Source organism: Prolixibacter sp. NT017 (genome assembly GCF_009617875.1).
GTDB lineage: Bacteria > Bacteroidota > Bacteroidia > Bacteroidales > Prolixibacteraceae > Prolixibacter.
The window spans coordinates 1-22,610 of record NZ_BLAV01000001.1; the positions used below are offsets into that span (position 1 = coordinate 1).

Annotated in this window: 19 protein-coding genes; 18 read left to right on the top strand and 1 reads right to left on the bottom strand. The window is 46.7% G+C overall.

Annotation, left to right across the window (positions count from 1 at the left end; genetic code table 11):
- The 4 genes from GJU87_RS00005 to GJU87_RS00020 all read left to right on the top strand — a co-directional run.
- Positions 1-245 (top strand): helix-turn-helix transcriptional regulator (locus GJU87_RS00005; protein ID WP_373921469.1); only part of this gene is annotated, 245 nt, incomplete at its 5' end.
- Positions 246-613: 368 nt separating this feature from the next.
- Positions 614-1,339, top strand: a complete 726-nt coding sequence (locus GJU87_RS00010) for a carboxypeptidase-like regulatory domain-containing protein (protein WP_153637641.1) — start codon at positions 614-616, stop codon at positions 1,337-1,339.
- A 19-nt stretch (positions 1,340-1,358) separates the two neighbouring features.
- Positions 1,359-1,748: a hypothetical protein gene (locus GJU87_RS00015; RefSeq protein ID WP_153637642.1), complete on the top strand. Its 390-nt coding sequence runs from the start codon at positions 1,359-1,361 to the stop codon at positions 1,746-1,748.
- Between the two features lie 248 nt (positions 1,749-1,996).
- The gene (locus tag GJU87_RS00020) at positions 1,997-2,248 is read left to right on the top strand and encodes a hypothetical protein (protein WP_153637643.1); all 252 of its coding nucleotides are present in this window, start codon (positions 1,997-1,999) and stop codon (positions 2,246-2,248) included.
- A 52-nt stretch (positions 2,249-2,300) separates the two neighbouring features.
- On the opposite strand, the gene GJU87_RS21300 is transcribed toward GJU87_RS00020, so the two are convergent.
- Positions 2,301-2,492, bottom strand: coding sequence for a hypothetical protein (locus tag GJU87_RS21300; RefSeq protein WP_194831393.1), 192 nt, complete (start codon positions 2,490-2,492; stop codon positions 2,301-2,303).
- Positions 2,493-2,611: 119 nt separating this feature from the next.
- Between GJU87_RS21300 and GJU87_RS00030 the strand changes: the two genes are divergently transcribed.
- The 14 genes from GJU87_RS00030 to GJU87_RS00090 all read left to right on the top strand — a co-directional run bounded on the left by GJU87_RS00030 (position 2,612) and on the right by GJU87_RS00090 (position 22,600).
- Entirely contained in the window at positions 2,612-2,797 is a 186-nt protein-coding gene (locus GJU87_RS00030; protein ID WP_194831394.1) for a hypothetical protein, read from the top strand.
- A gap of 339 nt (positions 2,798-3,136) precedes the next feature.
- Positions 3,137-3,388 (top strand): hypothetical protein, encoded by a 252-nt coding sequence (locus GJU87_RS00035; protein ID WP_153637645.1) that lies wholly within the window; start codon positions 3,137-3,139, stop codon positions 3,386-3,388.
- 289 nt (positions 3,389-3,677) lie between these two features.
- Positions 3,678-4,313 (top strand): RagB/SusD family nutrient uptake outer membrane protein, encoded by a 636-nt coding sequence (locus GJU87_RS21370; protein ID WP_228491778.1) that lies wholly within the window; start codon positions 3,678-3,680, stop codon positions 4,311-4,313.
- A 74-nt stretch (positions 4,314-4,387) separates the two neighbouring features.
- Positions 4,388-5,131 carry a RagB/SusD family nutrient uptake outer membrane protein gene (locus GJU87_RS21375; protein WP_228491779.1) on the top strand — a complete coding sequence of 248 codons (744 nt, stop codon included), beginning with the start codon at positions 4,388-4,390 and terminating at the stop codon, positions 5,129-5,131.
- A 94-nt stretch (positions 5,132-5,225) separates the two neighbouring features.
- Positions 5,226-6,575 (top strand): glucoamylase family protein, encoded by a 1,350-nt coding sequence (locus GJU87_RS00045; RefSeq protein ID WP_153637646.1) that lies wholly within the window; start codon positions 5,226-5,228, stop codon positions 6,573-6,575.
- Between the two features lie 83 nt (positions 6,576-6,658).
- Positions 6,659-8,284: a glucoamylase family protein gene (locus GJU87_RS00050; RefSeq protein WP_194831395.1), complete on the top strand. Its 1,626-nt coding sequence runs from the start codon at positions 6,659-6,661 to the stop codon at positions 8,282-8,284.
- Positions 8,271-10,556, top strand: coding sequence for a glycoside hydrolase family 3 N-terminal domain-containing protein (locus GJU87_RS00055; protein WP_228491780.1), 2,286 nt, complete (start codon positions 8,271-8,273; stop codon positions 10,554-10,556). Before GJU87_RS00050 ends, GJU87_RS00055 begins: the two co-directional genes overlap by 14 nt.
- A 61-nt stretch (positions 10,557-10,617) precedes the next feature.
- Positions 10,618-12,888: a glycoside hydrolase family 3 N-terminal domain-containing protein gene (locus GJU87_RS00060; RefSeq protein WP_228491781.1), complete on the top strand. Its 2,271-nt coding sequence runs from the start codon at positions 10,618-10,620 to the stop codon at positions 12,886-12,888.
- A gap of 232 nt (positions 12,889-13,120) precedes the next feature.
- On the top strand, positions 13,121-13,528 hold the full coding sequence (locus GJU87_RS00065; RefSeq protein ID WP_153637647.1) for a hypothetical protein: 408 nt from the start codon (positions 13,121-13,123) through the stop codon (positions 13,526-13,528).
- A gap of 14 nt (positions 13,529-13,542) precedes the next feature.
- Positions 13,543-14,436, top strand: coding sequence for an IS3 family transposase (locus GJU87_RS00070; RefSeq protein WP_153637041.1), 894 nt, complete (start codon positions 13,543-13,545; stop codon positions 14,434-14,436).
- 583 nt (positions 14,437-15,019) lie between these two features.
- Positions 15,020-17,065 carry a M13 family metallopeptidase gene (locus GJU87_RS00075; protein WP_153637648.1) on the top strand — a complete coding sequence of 682 codons (2,046 nt, stop codon included), beginning with the start codon at positions 15,020-15,022 and terminating at the stop codon, positions 17,063-17,065.
- A gap of 247 nt (positions 17,066-17,312) precedes the next feature.
- Positions 17,313-17,897 carry an RNA polymerase sigma-70 factor gene (locus tag GJU87_RS00080; protein ID WP_153637649.1) on the top strand — a complete coding sequence of 195 codons (585 nt, stop codon included), beginning with the start codon at positions 17,313-17,315 and terminating at the stop codon, positions 17,895-17,897.
- A gap of 101 nt (positions 17,898-17,998) precedes the next feature.
- The gene (locus tag GJU87_RS00085) at positions 17,999-18,988 is read left to right on the top strand and encodes a FecR family protein (RefSeq protein ID WP_153637650.1); all 990 of its coding nucleotides are present in this window, start codon (positions 17,999-18,001) and stop codon (positions 18,986-18,988) included.
- Positions 18,989-19,165: 177 nt separating this feature from the next.
- Complete coding sequence (locus GJU87_RS00090) at positions 19,166-22,600, top strand: SusC/RagA family TonB-linked outer membrane protein (RefSeq protein ID WP_194831396.1); 3,435 nt, start codon at positions 19,166-19,168, stop codon at positions 22,598-22,600.
- Positions 22,601-22,610: the final 10 nt, after the last annotated feature.

Consider the following 22,610-nt stretch of genomic DNA (forward strand, 5'->3'; position numbering starts at 1 on the left):
TTTCGAATCTCATTTCGATCAGGCTCATGAAAAACTTCTTCCGGCGACTCAAAAATGAATATCCTTCCCTGACTCCGAGCGATTTGAAATTGTGTGCCTACCTCAGACTGAATCTCGCAACGAAGGAAATTGCGCCGCTGCTCAATATTTCAGTTCGGGGAGTGGAGATTCGGCGATACCGTTTGCGCAAAAAACTGGAGTTGCCCCAGGAGAAAAACCTGGTGGAATTCATGATGGAATTTTAAACCGCTTTTGGAATCTGATACGTCGGTTTATGACGTTTTGATGACATTTCACCCTTGTTTAAAAATAAATTCTTTGCTATTTGCGGTTGTTTCCATCTCCTGAACGTTAAACATTCCTTGTATAATCTTATCATTCCTTAGTCTGATTTAGCATTTATTTAATCTAAGTTTTAGAAAACATATCTTTTTATAACGGCTGATAATTAGCTCGGTATGGAGGTGTATTTCTTTTGTGATGTAGTGATGTGAAAGTCGAAAATTGGATGTTTTTTAACATGATGTAGGTAGGTAGGGGTGGCATTTTTCCTTTTTACTCCACCAGGGGTTCTTTTGTAGCATATTCAAATTGTCAAAAAAAGACTGAACGAATGAAAAAGAGTTTATTAACCCTTTTGGTGGTCCTTCTTGGCTTTACAGTAGTGATGGCACAAAACATCACCGTTAAAGGGAAGGTAACTGGCGCGGATGATGGAAAGCCCATACCGGGAGCCAGTATTTTAGTAAAAGGTACCACAACCGGTACCATTACCGATTTTGATGGTAACTACTCGTTAAAAGTTCCGGCTGACGGTGCGCTGGTATTCTCGTTTTTGGGAATGAAGACCGTAGAGCAACCGGTGAACGGACAGAAAGAAATTAATGTGACCCTTTCAACTTCTACTAAAGATCTGGGTGAAGTTCAGGTGGTAGGTTATGGTGTTCAGCGGAAGCAGGACATCACTGGTTCCATTGCCGGGGTGAAAGGAGCCGATTTGATTAAGCAACCGGCTCTGACAGCTACCCAGGCTATTCAGGGAAAAGTGGCCGGTGTACAAGTTGTGAACTCCGGGGCCCCGGGTTCTGCTCCGCAGGTGCGTATTCGGGGAACAGGGACCATTCTGGGTGGAGCGAAGCCGCTTTATGTTGTCGATGGAGTTATTACCGACGATATTCGCAATATCAATAACTCGGATATTGTCTCGGTAGATGTGCTGAAAGATGCTTCGGCTGCCGCTATCTACGGTGTGCGTGGTGCAAATGGTGTGATCATTATTACCCGTGCCGGCGAGAAAGGTAAAATGAAAAATTTCGTACGACGGCTATGTTGGCACTAATGTAGCAGCCAAGGTAAAAATGGCAGACTCGAAATTGTATGCTGAATATACCAACGAAGCTCTGGGCTACGATGGAAAAGCTCCGGCATTTGATTTGAACAACCTGCCTCCATACAATACCGATTGGTTCGACGCAATTACCCGGAAGGGAGTTAGTCAGAATCATAACCTTTCGGTAAGTGGTGGAAATGATAAGGCAACCTATTATTTCAGCATGGGTTATAAAAGCGATCAGGGAATCCTTGACGGAAACAATTACGATCGTCTGACACTCCGTTCAAATAATACGTATAAGGTGACCAAGTCCTCGAAGTGGGTGACAACATTGGCCTGTCCCGATATAATTCGGACAACAAGCCTTATTCGGCTTTCACCGCAGCTTATCGTCAGGCGCCGACTGTTCCGGTGAAGGATAAAAGCGGAAATTATGGTTTCACTGACATCAATAACGTTGGTAACCCGAAAGCAACACTTGATTATACGAATGATCAAAGCTGGGGAACCCGTATTCAGGGGGGCGGTTTACGCCAAAGTTGATTTCACCAACATCTCTCCAGTTTAAATCGAATATGGGAGTTGACTTATCGGAAGATCACGGGCGTTATATACAACCCGGTTTACACAGTTTCCGCAACTCAAAAAAATGAAATATCCAAATTGAGTCTGCATCAAAACACCAATGCTCACTGGATTTGGGATAATTACTTTACCTACAACAACCGCTGGGGAAATAGCCGGTTGAAACTGATGGGAGGTACAACGGCTGAAAAATACCGGACGCAATATATTGATGCTGCCCGTCAGAATGTACCTGCACAAAAGAATTACTGGTATCTCGATCTTTGGGCGATGCAGCATCTGCAACCAACGGCAGTAATGGCACAAAGAATACCCGTAACTCCTACTTAGGGACGTGTCAACTACAGCTTCGCCAACAAGTACCTGTTTACCGTACTATTCGTTACGATGGCTCTTCGATGTTTCCATCCAATAATCGTTGGGCAACGTTCCCTTCAGTTGGACTTGGTTGGGTGCTGACCCAGGAGAATTTCCTGAAAGACAATGCGTGGCTGACTAATCTGAAATTGGCGTGCCAGCTGGGGGTAAAATCGGTAACGATAATATACCTGCTGATGCGTTTACTTATCTCCATCACTCTGATTTGGCGTATGTGTTTGGTCCGGATCAGGCTTATACCAATGGTGGTACGATAACCGATATCAAAGAACCCGAATCTGAAGTGGGAGGTAACAACAGAAACCCGACCTGGGATTGGAATACGGATTGTTCGACAATCGCCTTTCCGGTGAGTTTGACTATTACAACAAACTGACCTCGGATGCGTTGATTTTTGCTCCGATTGCCGAATATTTGGAGATAACGATGGGAAAATTTCTGACCAACAAAGCTGATATCCGAAATACTGGTTTTGAATTCTCTGCCAACTGGCGCGAATAAGTCACCTCCGATTTCAGCTACAATATTGGTTTGAATGTGACGACCAACAAAAACCGCATCGAGAAAGTCGGCGGTGGTTTGCCAATCAACAGCGGTAGTTTGGGGCAACGGTCAGATAACAACACAGACGGCAGAAGGCCAGCCGATTGGTTCCTTCTGGGTATACCAGACCGACGGTATTTTCCACAACCAATCGGAACTGGGACGCTTACGTGAATAGTAATGGTCAGCCTTTGATGCCAAATGCTCAGCCAGGTGATCTGAAGCTGGTAGACGGAATCATGATGGCGTTATTGATGATAAAGACCGTTATTATGCTGGGTCGTACAATCCCCACTGATGATCGGGTTGAACCTCGGAGTGAACTATAAGAACTGGGATTTCTCGGTAGATTCTTATGGTAACTTTGGTGGCAAAATCTACAACGGTAAGAAAGCTCAGCGCTGGGGTGGTGAAAATATCGAGGCGTCATTGGCCAACCGTTGGACACCGGATCACACGAACACGAATATCCCAAGAGCTTCCGATGCTGTACCTGTGGCTTCGGATTACTATATTGAGTCTGGTAATTTCTTCCGGTTTAACACCTGACATTGGGTTATACGCTCCCCAAACATTGACCGAAAAGCTCTCGATAAGTCGCTGTCGTTTCTATGTGGCAGCCCAGAACGCAATTACACTGACAGGTTATAGTGGTTACAATCCTGAATTACCGGGACAGATATCACGGATTTCCGGAAACTCTGACAATGGAGCCAACACGACCAACTCCGGAACCCTTAACTCTGGAATTGATTTGAGCTCTTATCCTGAAACGGCTTCTTACCTCTTGGGTCTCAACATAACTTTCTAATTTGTATTGGATATGAAAACCAGAAAGATGAAATTATTATATATGGGGGCTGCGTTGGCAGCAGCTCTGCTGACCTTCTCGGGATGTTCGAGCAATTACCTGGACGTTCCGCCGGAGGGAAATATGACGCCAAAAGATTATTACTCTGATCATCCGACTGAAGTAGTTAACGCAGTGTATAACAAGCTACTCGATTGGAACGAAAGCTCTTTCTCGTGGCTTGGTATTTCCAGCATCACTTCCGACGATGCCGATAAAGGTAGTTCTCCGGGTGATACCGGAACCGACAAAAATCTGTTGGATAACTTCACATTTGGAGCGGATGCCTTGTCGTTTAACGATGTATGGCAGGGTAACTACGAAGGAGTTGCCCGTGCCAATCAGGCAATGAAAGTGCTGGGTGAAGTGACCATTAATGATACACTGAAGAACCGCCTGGAAGGGGAAACCCGTTTCCTCCGCGCTTATTTCTATTGGAATCTGGTGCGTACGTTCGGCGCAGTGCCGTTGGTTGACAAAGTTCCCGACCCAACCAATCCGGCTGATGTGGCGATGGGAAATACCCGTGTAACAAAGGATTCTATTTATGCGTTTATTAAACGGATCTGCAGTTTGCTATTAATCATCTTCCGAAGAAGAGCGAATACGCTGCAAAAGATTTAGGTCGCGCGACCAAAGGAGCTGCGCAAACCTTCCTGGCAAAGGTAAATCTGTATCAAAAGAACTGGTCGGAAGTATTGCGCCTGACCAATGAGGTGATCAATTCCAATGAATATGCACTGGTCAGTGATTACTCAACGATTTGGCGTGAAATCGGAGAGAACAATTCCGAGTCTATTTTCGAAATCCAGGGACGTGGTCAGACACCGAACAAAGGAGTTCAGGGATATGTCGACGTTCAGAGTGTCAGAGGCCAGTTTGGATGGGGCTTCAACGTGCCATCACAGGATTTGGCTGATACCTACGAGCCTGGTGACCTCCGGAAAGATGCAACGATTATCTATCCGGGAGAAACCATGTGGGACGGTACGGTGATTAATTCCAACACACCGAACCCGATGTACAACCAGAAAGCTTATCTGAGTCGTACAAAGGAAACGTATGACGGAAACTCCTGGGAATCGAGCAAGAATGTACGGATATTCCGTTACGCTGAAGTGTTGTTGATGAAAGCTGAGGCGGCTAATGAAATGGGCGACCCGGGTACAGCACTGGCGGCATTAAACCAGGTTCGCGAGCGGGCCGGCTTGCCCGATTACACCGACACCAATCAGGATAACCTGCGGATGAAAATCTACCACGAACGTCGTGTAGAATTGGCATTCGAAGGCGACCGTACGTTCGACCTGATTCGTCAGGGACGGGCGGCAACCGTATTGGCCAAAGAAGGATTTGTGGCTGGTAAGAACGAGTTGTTCCCCATTCCGCAACGTCAGATCGAGCTGAGTGGCGGTGCATTGACTCAAAATCCAGGATACTAAAATTATTCATAGATGTTAGGATGAACTTCCCGGTATGGTGTAAATTTACCTTCCGGGAAGTTTCTTCCTGTTTGCCATATTCATGCCAATACAAATGAACAAGTATCTACTTTTCATATCCTTCTGGGTAGCTTTGACTTTAGTTTCCTGTTCAAAGAAAGGCGATAATTATGTGCCGCCGAATGGAGGAGGAACGCTGCCGAAGCCCCCACCTACTTTGACGGATGGTGAGTTGATGGATACTGTTCAGCAAGCAACTTTTCAGTATTTCTGGGATTTCGCTCATCCGGTTTCCGGTCTTATCCGTGAACGAAGTAATGGGAACAACGATATCGTCACCATTGGTGGTTCCGGTTTTGGCGTGATGGCCATTATTGTCGGTGTGAAGCGGGGCTATATTACCCGTCAGGAAGCGGTGACACGGTTGTTAAAGATGGTCACTTTCCTGCGCGATAAAACCACACGTTATCATGGGGCCTGGTCGCACTGGCTCAACGGATCAACCGGAGAGACAATTCCGTTCTCGCAAAAGGACGATGGCGGCGACCTGGTGGAAACAGCTTATATGATTCAGGGGCTGTTGACGGCAAGGCAGTTTTTTAATGGCTCATCTGCAGATGAAACGCAGTTGCGGGATATTATTACCGGGCTGTGGCAGGATGTTGACTGGGGATGGTATACCAATGGGCAGAATTATCTCTACTGGCACTGGTCGCCAGACTATGGCTGGGCAATGAACATGCCCATACGCGGTTTCAACGAGACGATGATTACCTACATGCTGGCTGTTGCGTCACCCACGCATCCGATTGCTCCGTCGCTTTACGATACGGGTTGGGCCGGAAATAATTATAACGCGACACTCATCGTTGACCAATATGGATATTACGGCGGTCCGTTGTTTTTTACACACTATTCTTATTTGGGAATGAACCCGCACTTTTCGGATAAATACATTCGGGCATCCAGGTTCGTTTCCTATTTCGATCGGAATAAGGAACAAACGTTGCTGAACAGGAAATGGTGTATCGACCGTGCATCGGTTTATTCATACTACAACAAGAATTGCTGGGGGCTAACAGCTTCCGACGATCCGGTAAACGGTTACATGGCACACGAGCCAACCACAGCCAACGATAACGGAACGATTACTCCAACAGCCGCTATCTCGTCCATTGTTTACACGCCTACCGAATCGTTGGCGGCCATGCATTATCTCTACGATAATTATGGTTCAAAGGGACTCTGGGGAAAGTATGGTTTTAAAGACGCCTTTAACATTCATGAAAACTGGTACGCTCCTTCTTACCTGGCGATAGACGAGGGGCCAATTATTGCGATGATTGAAAACCATCGCAGCGGAATATTATGGGATAATTTCATGCAGGATCCGGATATTCAGACCATGTTTAGCAAGCTGGGATTTGAGAAAACAAACAATTAGAAAAACCAACAAAAATTTTAGCCGGAAGCCGGCTTCTTTGTCATTGAAATGATCGCCTTTTGGGCAGAAAAAGTGTTCATCTAATGAAAAAAATCTTCAGTATCATTATCATTCTCCTGCTGGTGAAAAGCGTTTCGGCACAGGATCATCTCAACCAATACCTCACCAAACCTGACCATTTTACAGCTAAAGGATATGACAGCCACGTCGAGTTACGCTGGCCCGATTTGAAAAATGCTGTCTCCTACCGTTTGTATGCAGCAACCGACAGCGCTTACCAGTTGCGCACTGAAACGAAGAATAACTATTACCTCGATTTTGTAACGGATTTGGGGCGAAACATCTCTCTAAAATATAAACTGGTTCCGGTTAGCCGGAAAGGAAAAGAACTCACTTCCGAAACGGTAGAGGCCAATGCATCGATTCATGATTTTACCGATAAGGAGCTCATGAACATGGTGCAAAAATATACCTTCCGTTATTTCTGGAACTTTGGCCGGGCCGATTTGGGAATGGCCCGCGAACGCGATAATCATCCGGATGGCGATATCGTTACTATCGGCGGCTCCGGGTTTGGCGTAATGGCCTTGATGGTGGGAGTGAAACACGGCTGGATTACCCGCGAACAGGCGGTCGACCGGTTGTTGAACCTCACCAAATTTCTCAAAACAACCGACCGTTTTCATGGAATGTGGGCACACTGGTACAATGCCGATACACAAAAAGCTTATCATTTTAGTAAATACGATGACGGTGGCGATATTGTCGAATCTTCCTTTATGATGGAAGGCCTGCTGGCAGCCCGTCAGTTTTTCAATCATTCGACTCCCAAAGAGAAATTTCTGCAACAGCAAATTACCGATCTGTGGAAATCGATGGATTGGGACTTCTATACCCGTGGTCAGGATGTTCTGTACTGGCACTGGTCTCCCGATTATGGCTGGAAAATGAATCATCCCATTCATGGGTACAACGAATGTCTGATTACCTATATTCTGGCGGCTTCGTCACCCGACCATGCCATTTCTCCGGACGTTTATCACAAAGGCTGGGCCGGGAACAACTGGGACACATTCGCCAATAATTCCACTTATTACGGCATGATGCTTCCATTGGGAAACCGCAAATGGATGGGCGGTCCGTTGTTCTTTGCTCACTATTCGTACATGGGATTGAATCCAAAAGGCTTGCGCGACCGGTATGCCAATTATTGGCAGCAAAACCGGCGGCAGACATTGATTAATCGTGCGTACTGCATCGATAACCCATACGGATGGAAAGGCTACGGCCCTGATTTCTGGGGACTCACAGCCGGCGATAAAGTCCCGGATGGATACACGGCGCACGCTCCGGGTTTCCAACGTGATTTGGGAACAATCACACCAACGGCAGCACTGTCATCAATGCCGTACACTCCGAACGAATCGATGAAAGTATTGAAAAACCTCTACCGGAATTACGGAAAGTATCTGTTTGGCCCGTTCGGCTTCTACGATGGAATTAATCTTTCGGTTGGAAATAAGCCGGAAGACCACGTGCGCAAAACCTACCTGGCCATCGATCAGGGGCCGATTGTGGTGATGATCGAAAATTACCGTTCAGGCTTGGTCTGGAACTCATTCATGAAAAATGAAGATGTGCTGAGAGGGTTGAAACGTTTGGATTTTACCATTGATAATAAACCCATTCAAGTAAATGAAACCAAGTAAACCGGGGAAGAGTCGAAGAATCGGAGTGCGGGCGATTGCTGCTTTAGCCGTAATCATGTTGGCGATGGTCGGTTGCCAGCCTTCCGGGAAGCAGGAGTCGAAAACGGTCCAACCGGGGCGGCGGTACTTCACCGATCCGGTGATTGCGCACAAAGTGGATTCCATTTTGTCATTGATGACGCTGGAAGAGAAGGCTGGTCAACTCTGTATTTTGGGAGCAGATCATCCGAACCTGAAACAGCTGGTTAAGGAAGGTAAACTGGGTGGAACTAACGGAGTTCTTCCAGGTAGAAATGTGGGCCGTTACACCCGCCAAATGCAAAAACTGGCGATGCAGTCGCGGCTGAAGATTCCGTTGCTGTTCATGGGGGATGTCATCCACGGTTTCCAGACAGGTTTCCCGGTTCCGTTGGCGTTGGCTGCTTCGTGGGACCCCGACTTAACCCGAAAAACCGATAGTATTTCGGCCGTTGAGGCAACGGCATCAGGTGTGAGCTGGACGTTCAACCCGATGATTGACATAGCCCGCGATCCGCGTTGGGGCAGAATAGTAGAGGGCGCCGGCGAAGATCCGTATCTCGGTTCGCTAATGGCAGCGGCTGCTGTGAAAGGATATCAGGGCGAAAGCCTTGCATCACCTCATACCATGATGGCTACCGCGAAACATTTCGTAGGGTACGGCGCAGTGCAAGCAGGCCGTGACTACAACACGGTGAATATGTCGGAACGGGAGTTGCGTTCCGTTTACCTGCCTCCGTTCGAAGCGGCTGTTAAAGCTGGAATTGGAGCCGTAATGCCAGCCTTTGTATCATTCAACGGTGTGCCTGTAACGGCCAACCACTTTTTGCTGCAGGATATTCTCCGCAAAGAAATAGGCTTTAATGGAATTGTGGTTTCGGATTACGATGCGGTGACAGAACTTCAGGAGCATGGTGTAGCGGCTTCTGCGGCACAAGCCGACGAACTGGCGATGAAAGCGGGTGTCGATATGGATTTACACAGTGGTTCGTACCTCGAGAATTTACCCAAACTCGTAAAGGAAGGTAAAATACCGGAATCGGTGTTGGACAATGCGGTGCGAAAAGTGCTGACCATGAAGTTCGAACTGGGATTGTTCGATAATCCGTTCCGCTATAGCGACTCCACATTGGTGGCCAATAATGTTCTGCCGGCAAGCCATCGCGAAGCAGCGAGGAAAGTGGCTTGCAAGACATTTGTATTGCTGAAAAACGAAAAAAATATTTTACCGCTAAGCAAGAAACTTCAGTCTATTGCTGTGATTGGTCCCGCTGCTGATACTCAGGATAACTTATTAGGGCCGGTTCATGCACTGGCCCGGCCGGAAGATGTGGTGACCGTGCTGCAGGGAATTAAAAAGGCCGTTTCGCCATGGACGAAAGTAATTTATGCGAAAGGAACTGATTACAATACCAGTTCGGAAAGCGGTTTCCCGGAAGCTGTTCGGGCAGCCCAAAACGCTGATGTGGTAGTGCTGGTGCTCGGGGAAAACAACGACATGTGCGGAGAAGGCGACAGCCGTGCTTCATTGCAGTTGCCTGGTAACCAACTCGACCTGGTGAAAGCTGTTGTGAAGACCGGCAAACCAGTGGTAGCTGTTTTGGTCAATGGCAGGCCGTTGGCTGTAAACTGGCTGAATGACCATGTGCCGGGCATTCTGGAAACCTGGTTTCCGGGTACCGAAGGTGGAAATGCCATTGCGGATGTGCTGTTTGGCGATTACAATCCGTCGGGAAAATTGCCGGTCACTTTCCCGAGAAGTGTCGGACAGGTGCCCATCTTTTACAGTCATCTGAATACTGGGCGGCCGTTTAATCCGAATGATAAATACACGACCCGTTACGTGGACATGCCCAATACACCGCTTTATCCGTTTGGTTACGGATTGAGTTATACGAATTTTTCTATTTCGCCGGTAAAACTGAATACACAGAATCTGAATTGGAACGATACACTGAAAGTGTCGGTTTCTGTTATCAATACCGGGGAACGCGTGGGTACGGAGCTGGTGCAGCTGTACACGCATCAGCAAGTCGCCAATGTGAGTCCTCCGGTAAAACAATTGCGGCGTTTTAAACGAGTCCGGTTAGCTCCGGGAGAGGTGAAGGAAATCACGTTCCGGTTGACGCGAAAGGATTTGGCAATTCTGGATAAAGATATGAAGTGGAAGACCGAACCGGGTACTTTCGACGTGATGGTAGGAAGCAGTTCCGAAGTGACCAATTCGGCCGGTTTTACACTGAAAAAGCCTTGATATTTCTGGTGAGAAGACAACGATGAATTATGAACCTGAAATTAGAACAATAGTGAAAAAGATGACACAAAAACTGACGATGTTACTGACTGCGGGAGCGGTTTTGTTCCTGTCGTCCTGTCAGCAGCCTGTTAATAATAAGGTTGCGAAAAAAGACGAAGCATCGAAGTATTTCGACGAGCCGGTAATTACGCACAAAGTCGACTCGGTACTGTCGATGATGACGCTGGATGAGAAAATTGGGCAGCTTACGCTGTACTCCAGCGGCTGGGATAAAACCGGGCCGAGCATGAACGAGAATTACATTAATGACATAAAAGCCGGGAAATGCGGAAATATCTTCAACGCTTTTTCGCCGGATTACAACCGGAAATTGCAGAAGATTGCGATGGAACAAACCCGGATGAAAATTCCGTTGCTGTTTGGTTACGATGTTATCCACGGACAGAAAACCATCTTCCCGATTCCGTTGGGTGAAGCGGCTTCGTGGGATTTAAAATCGATTCAGAAAACGGCATCTGCTGCTGCTGCCGAAGCTGCTGCTGCCGGTATTCAGTGGACTTATGCCCCGATGTGTGACATTGCCCGTGACCCTCGCTGGGGGCGCGTATCGGAAGGTGCTGGTGAAGATCCGTACCTCGGAAGTAAAATTGCTGCCGCGCGTGTGCATGGTTTCCAGGGAACCAATTTGGCCTCAGACACTACGGTTGTGGCCTGTGTGAAACACTTTGCTGCTTACGGTGCCCCGGAAGCCGGCCGCGATTACAATACCGTTGATATGTCGGAACGGAAACTCCGGGATGTTTATCTGCCTCCTTATAAGGCTGCAGTTGATGCCGGTGCCGGTACAGTGATGACTTCGTTTAACGATTTGAACGGTGTTCCGGCAACGGCCAGCCATTTCCTGATGACCAATATTCTGCGCAAGGAGTGGGGCTTTAATGGCTTCGTGGTAACCGACTACACGGCGATTAACGAGCTGGTGCCTCATGGCATTGCCAAAGATGAGAAAGATGCAGCTGCCTTGGCGATGAACGCCGGTGTAGACATGGATATGCAGGGCGGAACTTATTCTAAATACCTGAAAGAATTGCTAAAGGAAGGCCGCGTAACGCAAGAGGAAATTGATAATGCGGTACGTCGTGTGTTGCGGATTAAATTCCGCTTGGGACTGTTTGCCGATCCGTATAAATATTTCAGTAACAAGCGTGAGAAGAAGCTGACCTATTCGAAATATCATATGACACTGGCCCGCCAGATGGCCCGCGAGTCAATGGTATTGCTGAAGAATGATAAGGAAACACTTCCGTTGAAAAAAGGTCAGCGAATTGCGTTGATTGGCCCGTTGGCTAATTCGCAGCGCGACCTGCTGGGCTCGTGGCATGCAGCCGGCGACTGGAAAATCAACAAAACCGTGAAGGAAGCGATGGAAGACCAGTTTGGCAGGCAGAATATCCGGTATGCCAAAGGATGTGACCTGCGTGGCGATAACCGTTCCGGATTTGCTTCCGCTGTGTCAGCTGCTCGTCGTTCCGATGTGGTGGTGATGGTGTTGGGCGAATCGGCTGAATGGAGCGGTGAAGCTGCCAGTCGTGCGCACATCAATCTGCCGCATATTCAGTCCGAATTGCTGGAAGCCATCCACAAAACCGGGAAGCCGGTGGTTGTGGTACTGATGAGTGGTCGTCCGTTGGCGCTCGACAAAGAGGTGCCCATGACCGATGCGATGCTGGAAGCCTGGTTCCCCGGAACAGAAGGAGCCCCTGCTTTGGCCGATGTCCTTTCGGGAAAATACAACCCGTCGGGTAAATTGCCGATGACTTTCCCGCGGATTACCGGTCAGATTCCGATTTATTACAGCGCGAAAAATACCGGTCGTCCTTATACCAAAACCGGAAAAGAACAGAAATACCGTTCACGGTATCTGTTTACACCGAATACGCCGGAGTTTGCCTTCGGTCATGGATTGAGTTATACGACATTCAGTTATACCGAACCGGAATTAAGTACGGCGAAACTGGCCATGGGCGACACTCTTCACGTAAGTGTGAACATTACCAATACCGGTAAATACGACGGAACCGAAGTGGCTCAGCTGTACATCCGCGACATGGTGGGTAGTGTTACCCGTCCGGTGAAAGAACTGAAGGGTTTCCGGAGAATATTCCTGAAAAAGGGTGAAAGCAAAACCGTCACTTTCGATTTGACCATGAACGATCTTTCTTTCTACCGCAAGGATATGACCTGGGGGGCCGAACCCGGCGACTTCAAGGTATTTGTCGGCGGCGCTTCCGACGATGTGAAAGAAGCAGCATTTACATTAGTGAAATAGATTGGATTTTTTATCATAGACTACTAAACACTGAACCGGTTGGCGTAATGTCAGCCGGTTTTTTTTGTTAATGTGCATCTGGCGACTGTCAATGTGTATTTGGCGATTGTTAAAGTGCATTTGGCGACTGTCAATGTGTATTTGACGAGTGTTAATGTCAATCTGGCGACTGTCAATGTGCATCTGGCGACTTGTCTTGTCCTGAAATAGCTTGACGTAAAAAGTCAGGAAAATGAAGAAAGGAAAAGAGGCCATGTTAAGCGATCACATGGAAGGATTTCAGGAAAAACCGATTAATTACAATGCTTACGAAGTTAGTTTCAGGCGCTGGTTGGTCGGCCAGATAGATGCAGAAAAGATGAGTTTTCAGCAGGCACGCGACCGGTTTGATTTAGGTTCCCAGTACCGGCGCATTATCAGGAACTGGCAGGAACGTTATTCCGATGATATTCACTTATCTTTACAGGCGATGAGTGGAAAAGAAAGAACAGATGTAAAAGCGCTGGAGAAGCGTATCAAAGAGCTGGAAAAACAGCTTGAACTGGCGAAGATGAAAAATGTGGGCCTGAATACGATAATTGACATTGCTGAGCAGGACTACAAATTAGAGATTCGAAAAAAGTCTGGCCCCAAACAGTAGAAGTACTGGCACACATGTACCCGTTGGTATCCAAATCGGTACTGTGTGAACTGTTTGGGTTTAGCCGCCAGGCCTGGTACGATAGCAAAAAGCGTCACTCAGTAAAACAAATGCAGGAGGTGTTCATTTTAAAGCAGGTGAAAATACTTCGCCGCGAACATCCCCGCATGGGAGCAGAGAAACTCCTTTTGTTACTGGCTTCCACACTACAGGAACACAATATCAAATACGGAAGAGACAAGTTTTTCAACCTGCTCGGGGAGCACGGTTTGTTGGTGCGGCGCCGTAAGCGGGGTCCGAAAACCACTAATTCGAACCATTTTTACCGTAAGTATCCCAATCTAATCCGGGATATCGAACTGGTCAGTTCAGGCAGACTCTGGGTCAGTGATATTACCTACCTGCGAACTGAAAAAGGGTTTGTCTACCTGTCCCTGGTAACTGATGCCTATTCGAAGAAAATTGTCGGATGGAGCCTCTGGCCCGACCTGACCAGTGAAGGGGCCTTAAATGCCCTAAGAATGGCCGTTGCCGGCGAAGGTGTAAAGCCGAACCTGATTCATCACTCCGACAGGGGGATTCAGTATTGCTGCAATGATTATGTGAACTACCTGCAGGGAGCTAAAATCGGCATATCAATGACCGAAAACGGAGACCCTTATGAAAATGCGGTAGCCGAACGTGTCAACGGTATTTTAAAGGGAGAGTACAGCTTACAGGATACCTTTGCCGATTATCACGCAGCCCTGGAAGCGGTAAAAATCGCTGTATACAAATACAATCATAAACGGCCGCATCGTAGTGTGGACATGATGTTCCCCACTGATGCACATAAGCAAACCGGAACATTAAAGAAACACTGGAAAAAGCGTTCCTATCCGTTGAAGCGTGAATCAGGTGATACATAAAAATCTGTCGAACGAACCCGGTGTAAGAGAAAACCTGTGATGAGAGAACAGGAATAACAGGGAGAGTTTCCGGCTACTTCAGGGTTTAGAAACAATCTGAACTCTGTTTTCAGGTTTTACTCTTACAAACGACGGACCGGGCAGGAAGATAAAAAGAAGTATATTTGGAATCCAGTTGTTACGAAATAACAAGCAACCGGACTCACCAATTAAGTATAAATCTGTCAAGCTATTTTAGGGTAGGTCAACTGTCAATGTGTATTTGGCGATTGTTAAAGTGCATTTGGCGACTGTTAATGTGTATTTGACGAGTGTTAATGTCAATCTGGCGACTGTTAAAGTGCGTTCAACGACTGTTAAAGTGCGTTCAACGACTGTTAAAGCCTGTTCAATGAATGTCAACGCGTATTGAACGACTGTCGGTGAGTATGTTCAAAAAACGTGTTTTGTGTTCATTTAATGGGGGTCAGGTAAGGGGATTATTCTACCGAAAGGAAGAAAAACCGGGCGAAACTTGTAATTTTAGCTTCCAGTAACCGACCTATCGGTATTCCACGAATATCTATTAATCTGCTTATCATATATGAGAAAACGCAATCTTGTTTACATGTTTGTCGGAGTGATGGCTATGGGTTTGGCATCGTGTCAGCCCAATGTATCGTCATCCGAAAGCGATGCCCTGGTATCGCACATTGACTCGACCGTGAAGCCGGGCAATGACTTTTTTATGTTTGCCAACGGAAAATGGTTCAAGGAACATCCCATTCCGGCCAGCGAGCAATACAACGGTATTTTCCAGATTATCCAGGATACCGTCAGCGCCCAGGTTCGTGATGTCTGTGAATCGTCTGCGGCGATGACCAACGCAGAGAAAGGAAGTAACCGGCAAAAAATCGGCGACTTCTTCTATTCAGGAATGGATAGCGTATCGCTGAACAAGAACGGAATCAAGCCACTTAAGGCCGATTTCGAACGCATTGACAACATCAGTAACGGCAAGGATTTGTTTAAAGAGCTGGCTTATATTCAAACGGTGGCCGGTTCGCCGATGTTTGGTTTTTACGTAGGCCAGGATGATAAAAACAGCAGCAAGAATGCCGTCTTTATTTCGCAGGGCGGATTGAGCTTGCCTGACCGTGATTACTATTTTGCTACCGATGACCGCGCCAGGATGATCCGCGGAAAATTTGTGGCATATCTCGATAGTATGTACACCATTATGGGGTACGATAAAGCAGAAGCTACAAAGGCTGCTGACAATACCATGAAGCTGGAAACGGCGCTGGCAAAATCTTCGCGAAAGCGTGAAGATACCCGTGACCCGTTGAAGAATTATAATAAAATGTCGTTTGCGCAGCTCAACCAGGATACACCGAATATAGACTGGCCCGTTTTTACCGAAGATATGGGACTCGCTAAGGTCGATTCGGTGATTGTTGGGCAGCCGGAATTCCTGACCGCATTGAACGGCTATCTGAAGAGTTTCCCGATGAGTGTTTGGAAGGATTACCTGAAATTCCAATTGTTGAATGGGTTGGCTTCTTCGCTGGACGATCACACCTACATGACGGCTTTCAACTTTTACTCGAAAACCTTACGGGGAATTCAGGAACCGCGTCCGCGCTGGAAACGTGTGGTTGGCCATACCAATAGCGCCCTGGGCGACCTGGTGGGGCAGGTGTATGTGAAAGATTACCTGCCGGCAGGTACCAAGGAGAAACTGCTGGAAATTGGTCACGCCATTAAGAAGGTGTATGCCGAGCGCATCAAAAATCTGGACTGGATGACAGAAGGTACCAAGAAGAAAGCGCTGCACAAACTGGACGTTATGATTATGAAAGTGGGGTATCCTGATAAGTGGAAAGATTTAAGCTCATTGCATGTCGACCGCACTTCCTATGTGCAGAATGTGATTAACGCCAACAAGTGGTACACGAATTACATGATCTCGAAATATGGTCAACCGGTCGATCGCACCGAGTGGGGCATGGAGCCGCAAACCTACAATGCGTATTACAATCCGTCGAACAACGAGATTGTGGTTCCCGGTTGTAACATCATGGTTCCGGGCTACGAGCGTAAAATGGCCGACGATGCGATTCTGTATGCCATCATTGGCGGCTCGACCTTCGGACACGAGATGACGCACGGCTTCGATGACCAGGGGAGCAAGTACGATGCGCAGGGAAACCTGAACAACTGGTGGACGCCTGAAGACAGCGTGAAGTTTTATGCCAAAACCCGGATGATTGTGAAGCAGTTTGATGGCTATGTAGCAGTTGATAGTCTGCATATCAATGGTTCGATGACGCAGGGTGAGAATATTGCCGACCTGGGCGGTATCATGATGGGATATCAGGCTTTCCAGCAGACCAAACAGTATAAGGACAATGAAAAGATTGCAGGCTTAACGCCTGACCAGCGTTTCTTCCTGGGATATGCCATGGCCTGGATGCTAAACATGCGTCCGGAAGCGATTGCCAACCAGGTGCGAAGCGATGTGCACTCTCCGGCCAAATTCAGGGTGAATGGCCCGCTGTCGGATATGACTGCATTCTATAAAACTTTCAATGTGAAGGAAGGCGACGCCATGTGGCGGCCTGACAGTTTGCGCGTGCAAATCTGGTAAACACATTTCGGTAAAAAAATGAAAGCCCGCTGGTAATTTCCGGCGGGCTTTGTTTTTGGACTGTATTTTTTTCTTCTTTTTCGTTATGTTTATGTTTTACAACATCGAATGCGACCAATGTGCTGCAAAAAGCGAGTAGTAATTTATTTTTGCTGAAATTCATCTGCTTATTGGGGAGGCATGTGCATCTACTTTTATTTCTGTAAAGAGGAAATTTTTCTATTTCTAAAATAATATTTTTGGTTTTATGCAGCTGATTAAGGGCATACAAGAGAAAGATATTATCGAACGGTTACGGAGCGGGGACCGAACTGCTTTTGAACTGTTGTTTCAGTTTTATTATCCGGGTCTGGTTATCTATGCCACTCAGTTTGCTGTTGACAGGGGGCTAGCCGAAGATATTGTACAGAATATGTTCGTAAAGCTTTGGGAAAAGCGTCAGCGTGTGCAATTGGTTGATTCGTTGAAAGGTTATTTTTTTACATCGGTACGGAATAGTTGCCTGAATTCATTGAAACATCAAAAGGTCGAGAGCAAATACATCGGGCAGCTATACGAGATGTCGGAGAAGAACCTGCTATACCAGCCCAACCTTTACATCGCATCGGAACTTCAGGACATTATTCGCCAGGCTATTGACGAACTACCGGAACGGTGCCGGGAAGTCTTTGTTTTGAGTCGCCTGGAGCAACTGAAGAATGATGAGATTGCTGAAAAGTTAAATCTATCCAAAAGGACAGTTGAGACGCATATCAGTCATGCGCTAAAAACCCTCCGCGTAAAGCTCAAGGATTACCTGCCTTTGCTCATTCTACTTGGTTTTAGACTTTAGTTTCAATAATCCTCTTAAACTTTTTTTGTCTTTTATTACGTGTGCCCCCAGAGTTGATTGTATTTGATATAAACGATACAAGAAGAGGGAATCGCATTCGTATGCATATAGAAGATAAAAAGAAAGAAGTTGTTGCCTTGCTCGAAGAGCGTGAGCGCATGGATACGCTGGAGCAGGTGTCTGAGGCGGTCAATGTTATCGACCTGGTAGATCATGTCGATGTTTCAGGCGCTTTTGTCAAGGTTAATAATCGGTTGCCGGGGAACAGCAAGTGGAGACTTTATGTTGGGTACCTGAGCAAAGCTGCCGCAATTTTGTTTCTCCCCGTACTGTTATTTGCCCTTTGGCAATATTATTTTTCGCAGAGAGGAATTTCCGGAGACCAGATTTCAATGCAACAGATAACCAGTCCGCCCGGAACCCGTTCTCAAATTATTCTACCCGACGGTAGTAAAGTGTGGCTTAACGCCGAGAGTACCATTCGCTTTCCTATACCATTTTCCAGAAAAACACGAAATGTTTCGCTGATTGGACAAGCATTTTTCAGTGTGCAGAAAAACCCCGAAGTTCCTTTCATCGTAAAGGCAGACAATGTCCAGGTAAAAGTTCTGGGCACCCGGTTTGATGTGAACGCCTACCCGGACAGGGAAAAGGTCGGGGTTGTACTGGCCCGTGGGAAAATTAGTCTGACAACGGAAAATCAGGATCATACTTCGTCGAAGTCGGTAATTCTACATCCGGGTGAACGCGCTGTTGTCGATCGTCAGCAGGGCGATATTCAACTCTCAGAAGGAAATATTGAAAAATACATCGCCTGGCATAACGGTCGCCTGGTATTTGATGAAACGCCGATGAAGGAAGTCGCCCGACAGTTGGAGTTATGGTATGGGGTAAAGGTCGTTATTGAAGATCCGGAAATTCTCAATTACCACTTTTCCACCACGTTCGAGAATGAATCGCTTTACCAGGTGCTTGAGTTGCTGAAGCTCTCTTCGCCTATCGAAATTGACTATCAACCGGCTCATTATGATGAGGGCGGTAAAAAAACATATTCAAAATCAATCGTCTATATCAAAAAGAAAACAAAATAGATTTTGCCAATGAGAAACAACTTGTAAAGAAGAAAGGAAGTGCGCCAACACTCCCTTTCATACCCGGTTAAGGGTTAAATTATTGAAAAGTAATAATCTAAAGGATTCAAATCTATGAAAAAAAAAGCTAACAACTTGCCGTTGTGGTATCACAGCTGCAAAAAACTTCTTGTTATCATGAGGCTTACAGCAGTAATACTATTGCTTACAACGTTGCAGACCTTTGCTCTCGAAGGTTATGCACAGTCAGCCCGTCTCTCTCTTGATATGAACAATGCCACTGTTAAGCAGGTATTGTCAGAAATTGAATCGCAGAGTGAGTTTTATTTCCTGTACAACAGCGATTTGATTAATGTCAACAGAAGGGTAAGTATTTCAGCCAGCAATGAGCGTATCGATCGGGTTTTGAACCAGCTGTTCAACGGGGAAAAAATTAATTATACTATTAAAGACCGGCACATTGTATTAAGTCCGGCAACAACCTCCGGCGTTCAGCAAGATATGAGCATAAAAGGTCACGTAGTCGACAAGACGGGCGGGCCGCTGCCCGGTGTGACCATTGTGATTAAAGGTACATCGAAAGGTACCATTACCGATGCGGATGGTAACTACGAGATGGATGATGTTCCGGCCAATGCAACGCTTGTTTTTTCCTTTGTTGGTATGAAGCCACAGGAAATCAGCGTTCAGGGCAGGAGCAATATCAATGTTACAATGGTAGAAGAATCGATTGGTGTGGGTGAAGTAGTTGTAACAGCACTTGGTATCAAGCGTGAAGAGAAAGCGCTGGGATATTCTGTTCAGACTGTTCAGGGACAGAGCCTGCAGAAAGTTTCCGGTGTCGATGTAGGAACATCATTGACCGGTAAAGTAGCCGGGGTTTTGGTTCAAAACTCAACCGACTTTAACGTAGCACCGACCATCTCAGTCCGCGGTGAAAGTCCGTTGATTGTGATCGACGGGGTTGCTTACGCCAATAAATCCCTCAATGATATCGCAGCAGATGATATTCAGTCAATGAGCGTTCTGAAAGGAGCGACCGCTTCCGCTCTTTACGGTTTCCGTGGAGAAAACGGTGCGATTCTGATTACAACTAAAAATGGTAGTACAAATAATTTGGGAGTATCTGTTGATGTCTCCTCGAACACCATGTTTAGTGCCGGCTTCCTGGCCATTCCCGAGAAGCAGAGTGTGTATGGTCGTGGTACCGCTTATGTTTATAATATCAACTCCGATCAGTCCTGGGGAACCTTTATGGATGGAACCGTAAGAACGCAATGGGATCCAATTGCTAAGGAATTCCGGGATTATCCATACCTGCCTGTTGGCAAAAATAACTTCAAAAACTTCCTGGAGCCAGGTTATGTTACTAACAACAACGTAAGTGTCGCTTTTAAAACAGACAAAATAGCGTTGAGGAGTTCGTTGAACTGGACAAAAAATAAAGGACAGTATCCTAATTCGATGTTGAATAAATACACCTATACACTGGGTGGCGATATTACACTCGATAAGTTTAAATTTTCATCGAATATGTCGTATACCAAACGGGAAACACCTAATATGGGTTCCAATGGTTATACTTCATACGACCCGATGTACACGCTGCTTATCTGGTCTTCTGCCGATTTCAACATTCTCGACTATAAAAACAACTACTGGCTGATACCGGGCCAGCTTCAGAACAACCAGTTCGGATACCATTTTGATACCAATACCTACAGTGGTAAAAATCAGAACGATCCGTATTTTGACCGGTATCAACGTACCAATGAGCAATCGCGTGATATTTTCAACGCCGATCTGACGACAAGTTATGATATTGCCCCGTGGTTGACTGCCACACTTCGTGGAGGTCTCGATTTCTTTATTAACCGTGGGCAGTTGAGGATATCGCAGGGATCATATACTTCTTCAGGTAACACGGGTATTCCCGGAAATCCTTATACCTGGAACGGTAGCCGGACCGGAGCTTACCTGACTGGTCGGACGCAGGGATACAGTATCAACAGTGATTTCCTGTTGACCGGTAGCCGGACTTTCCTGGATAATTTCGATGTGGATTATTTGGCAGGGGGGACCATGTTCTACGACCGTAGCGACAACATCAACGCTGAGACCGTCGGTGGTATCTCAATACCGGAGTATTTCTCACTGAATGCTTCTGTAAATCCGGCAGCTGTTGGTGAAAGCACTTCGCAGCGACAAGTCAATTCGCTGTTTGGCCGGGTCGCACTTTCGTGGAAGAAAATGCTCTTCGTGGATGTGACCGGTCGTAATGACTGGGTTTCCATGTTGGCCAATCCGAATGTACCGAAAGCGGACCGCTCTTATTTCTATCCGTCCATTTCCGGTAGCTTTGTCGTATCTGAGCTTCTGCCGTCTACCAAAAGCTGGTTGGACCTGATGAAATTCAGAGGTTCCTGGACACAAGCCAAAACGCCACCGAATCCGTATGCCATTAACAGTGTTTTCTCGGTTAATCCGGGTACCTGGAATGCTTTGAACGGAGCAACAGCACCGAGTTCGTTATATCTGAACACATATAGCCCGAACTCTTACACCACAACAGAAGTTGGTTTTCAGGCGATGACGTTCAAGAAGCGTTTTACCGTGGATGTGACTTATTATGCGAAGCATATTTTTGATATACTGAAGCTGGGGCCGTTGTCATCAGCCACCGGATATACCGGTATTTATTTGAATACGGATGAACAACGCTCCAACCGCGGATGGGAAGTCGCTGTTACGGCTACACCGCTGAAGACAAAAGACTGGCAGTGGGACGTCGGTGCCAACTGGTCGACCTATAAACAAGTTTATACGAAGCTCGATTCAACCTATACATCCAACTATGGAAAACCCTGGGTGAAGGTTGGAGAACGCACAGACGCTTTTACAACCAAAGATTACCTCCGCGTTCCTGACGGACCATATGCCGGACAGCTGATTTACAATACCAGCGGCCGCGTTGTGAGGAGCAGCTATACTACCTTGTACGGTTACAGCGACCCTGACTGGATTTGGGGTTTGAACTCCACTTTGCGGTACAAGAACGTCAGCTTGTATATGTCGTTTGATGGGGTTGTCGGTGGTTTAATGCCTACCAGGACCGAAAGTTATATGTGGCAAGCCGGGGTGCATCCCAATTCGGTAACTGAAGCACGCAAATTGGATGTTGAGGATCCGAGTAAGGGACACTACATCGGAGATGGTGTTCAGGTCATATCCGGGTCGGTTACTTATGATCCCAATGGTAATATTCTTACCGATAACCGCCAATACGCTCCCAATGATGTACCTGAAACATACAAGCAGGCAGTACAGGATTTCCATAACTCCAGTGCATGGGGGGGGAGCCCCAATCCTAATGATATATATGCCAGAACCTTCCTGAAACTTCGCGAGGTGTCGCTGACTTACACTGTTCCGGATAGATTCCTGAATAATTGGGGAAGAGGAATTATCAAAGGGGCATCCATTGGTTTTGTCGGACAGAATGTATTGTTCTGGGCCAAGGATTTTAAATATTCTGATCCGGATGGCGGTAATGAAGACTTTTCTGACCCGTCAGTGAGATATCTTGGAGGTAATGTTAAACTTACATTCTAATAAAACAGAA

Coding starts and splice junctions, on each gene's coding strand:
- GJU87_RS00010 (WP_153637641.1), top strand. CDS start 614: ATGAAAAAGAGTTTATTAACCCTTTTGGTGGTCCTTCTTGGCTTTACA.
- GJU87_RS00015 (WP_153637642.1), top strand. CDS start 1,359: ATGGCAGACTCGAAATTGTATGCTGAATATACCAACGAAGCTCTGGGC.
- GJU87_RS21300 (WP_194831393.1), bottom strand. CDS start 2,492: ATGGAGATAAGTAAACGCATCAGCAGGTATATTATCGTTACCGATTTT.
- GJU87_RS00035 (WP_153637645.1), top strand. CDS start 3,137: ATGATCGGGTTGAACCTCGGAGTGAACTATAAGAACTGGGATTTCTCG.
- GJU87_RS21370 (WP_228491778.1), top strand. CDS start 3,678: ATGAAATTATTATATATGGGGGCTGCGTTGGCAGCAGCTCTGCTGACC.
- GJU87_RS00045 (WP_153637646.1), top strand. CDS start 5,226: ATGAACAAGTATCTACTTTTCATATCCTTCTGGGTAGCTTTGACTTTA.
- GJU87_RS00050 (WP_194831395.1), top strand. CDS start 6,659: ATGAAAAAAATCTTCAGTATCATTATCATTCTCCTGCTGGTGAAAAGC.
- GJU87_RS00055 (WP_228491780.1), top strand. CDS start 8,271: ATGAAACCAAGTAAACCGGGGAAGAGTCGAAGAATCGGAGTGCGGGCG.
- GJU87_RS00060 (WP_228491781.1), top strand. CDS start 10,618: ATGACACAAAAACTGACGATGTTACTGACTGCGGGAGCGGTTTTGTTC.
- GJU87_RS00065 (WP_153637647.1), top strand. CDS start 13,121: ATGAAGAAAGGAAAAGAGGCCATGTTAAGCGATCACATGGAAGGATTT.
- GJU87_RS00070 (WP_153637041.1), top strand. CDS start 13,543: ATGTACCCGTTGGTATCCAAATCGGTACTGTGTGAACTGTTTGGGTTT.
- GJU87_RS00075 (WP_153637648.1), top strand. CDS start 15,020: ATGAGAAAACGCAATCTTGTTTACATGTTTGTCGGAGTGATGGCTATG.
- GJU87_RS00080 (WP_153637649.1), top strand. CDS start 17,313: ATGCAGCTGATTAAGGGCATACAAGAGAAAGATATTATCGAACGGTTA.
- GJU87_RS00085 (WP_153637650.1), top strand. CDS start 17,999: ATGCATATAGAAGATAAAAAGAAAGAAGTTGTTGCCTTGCTCGAAGAG.
- GJU87_RS00090 (WP_194831396.1), top strand. CDS start 19,166: ATGAGGCTTACAGCAGTAATACTATTGCTTACAACGTTGCAGACCTTT.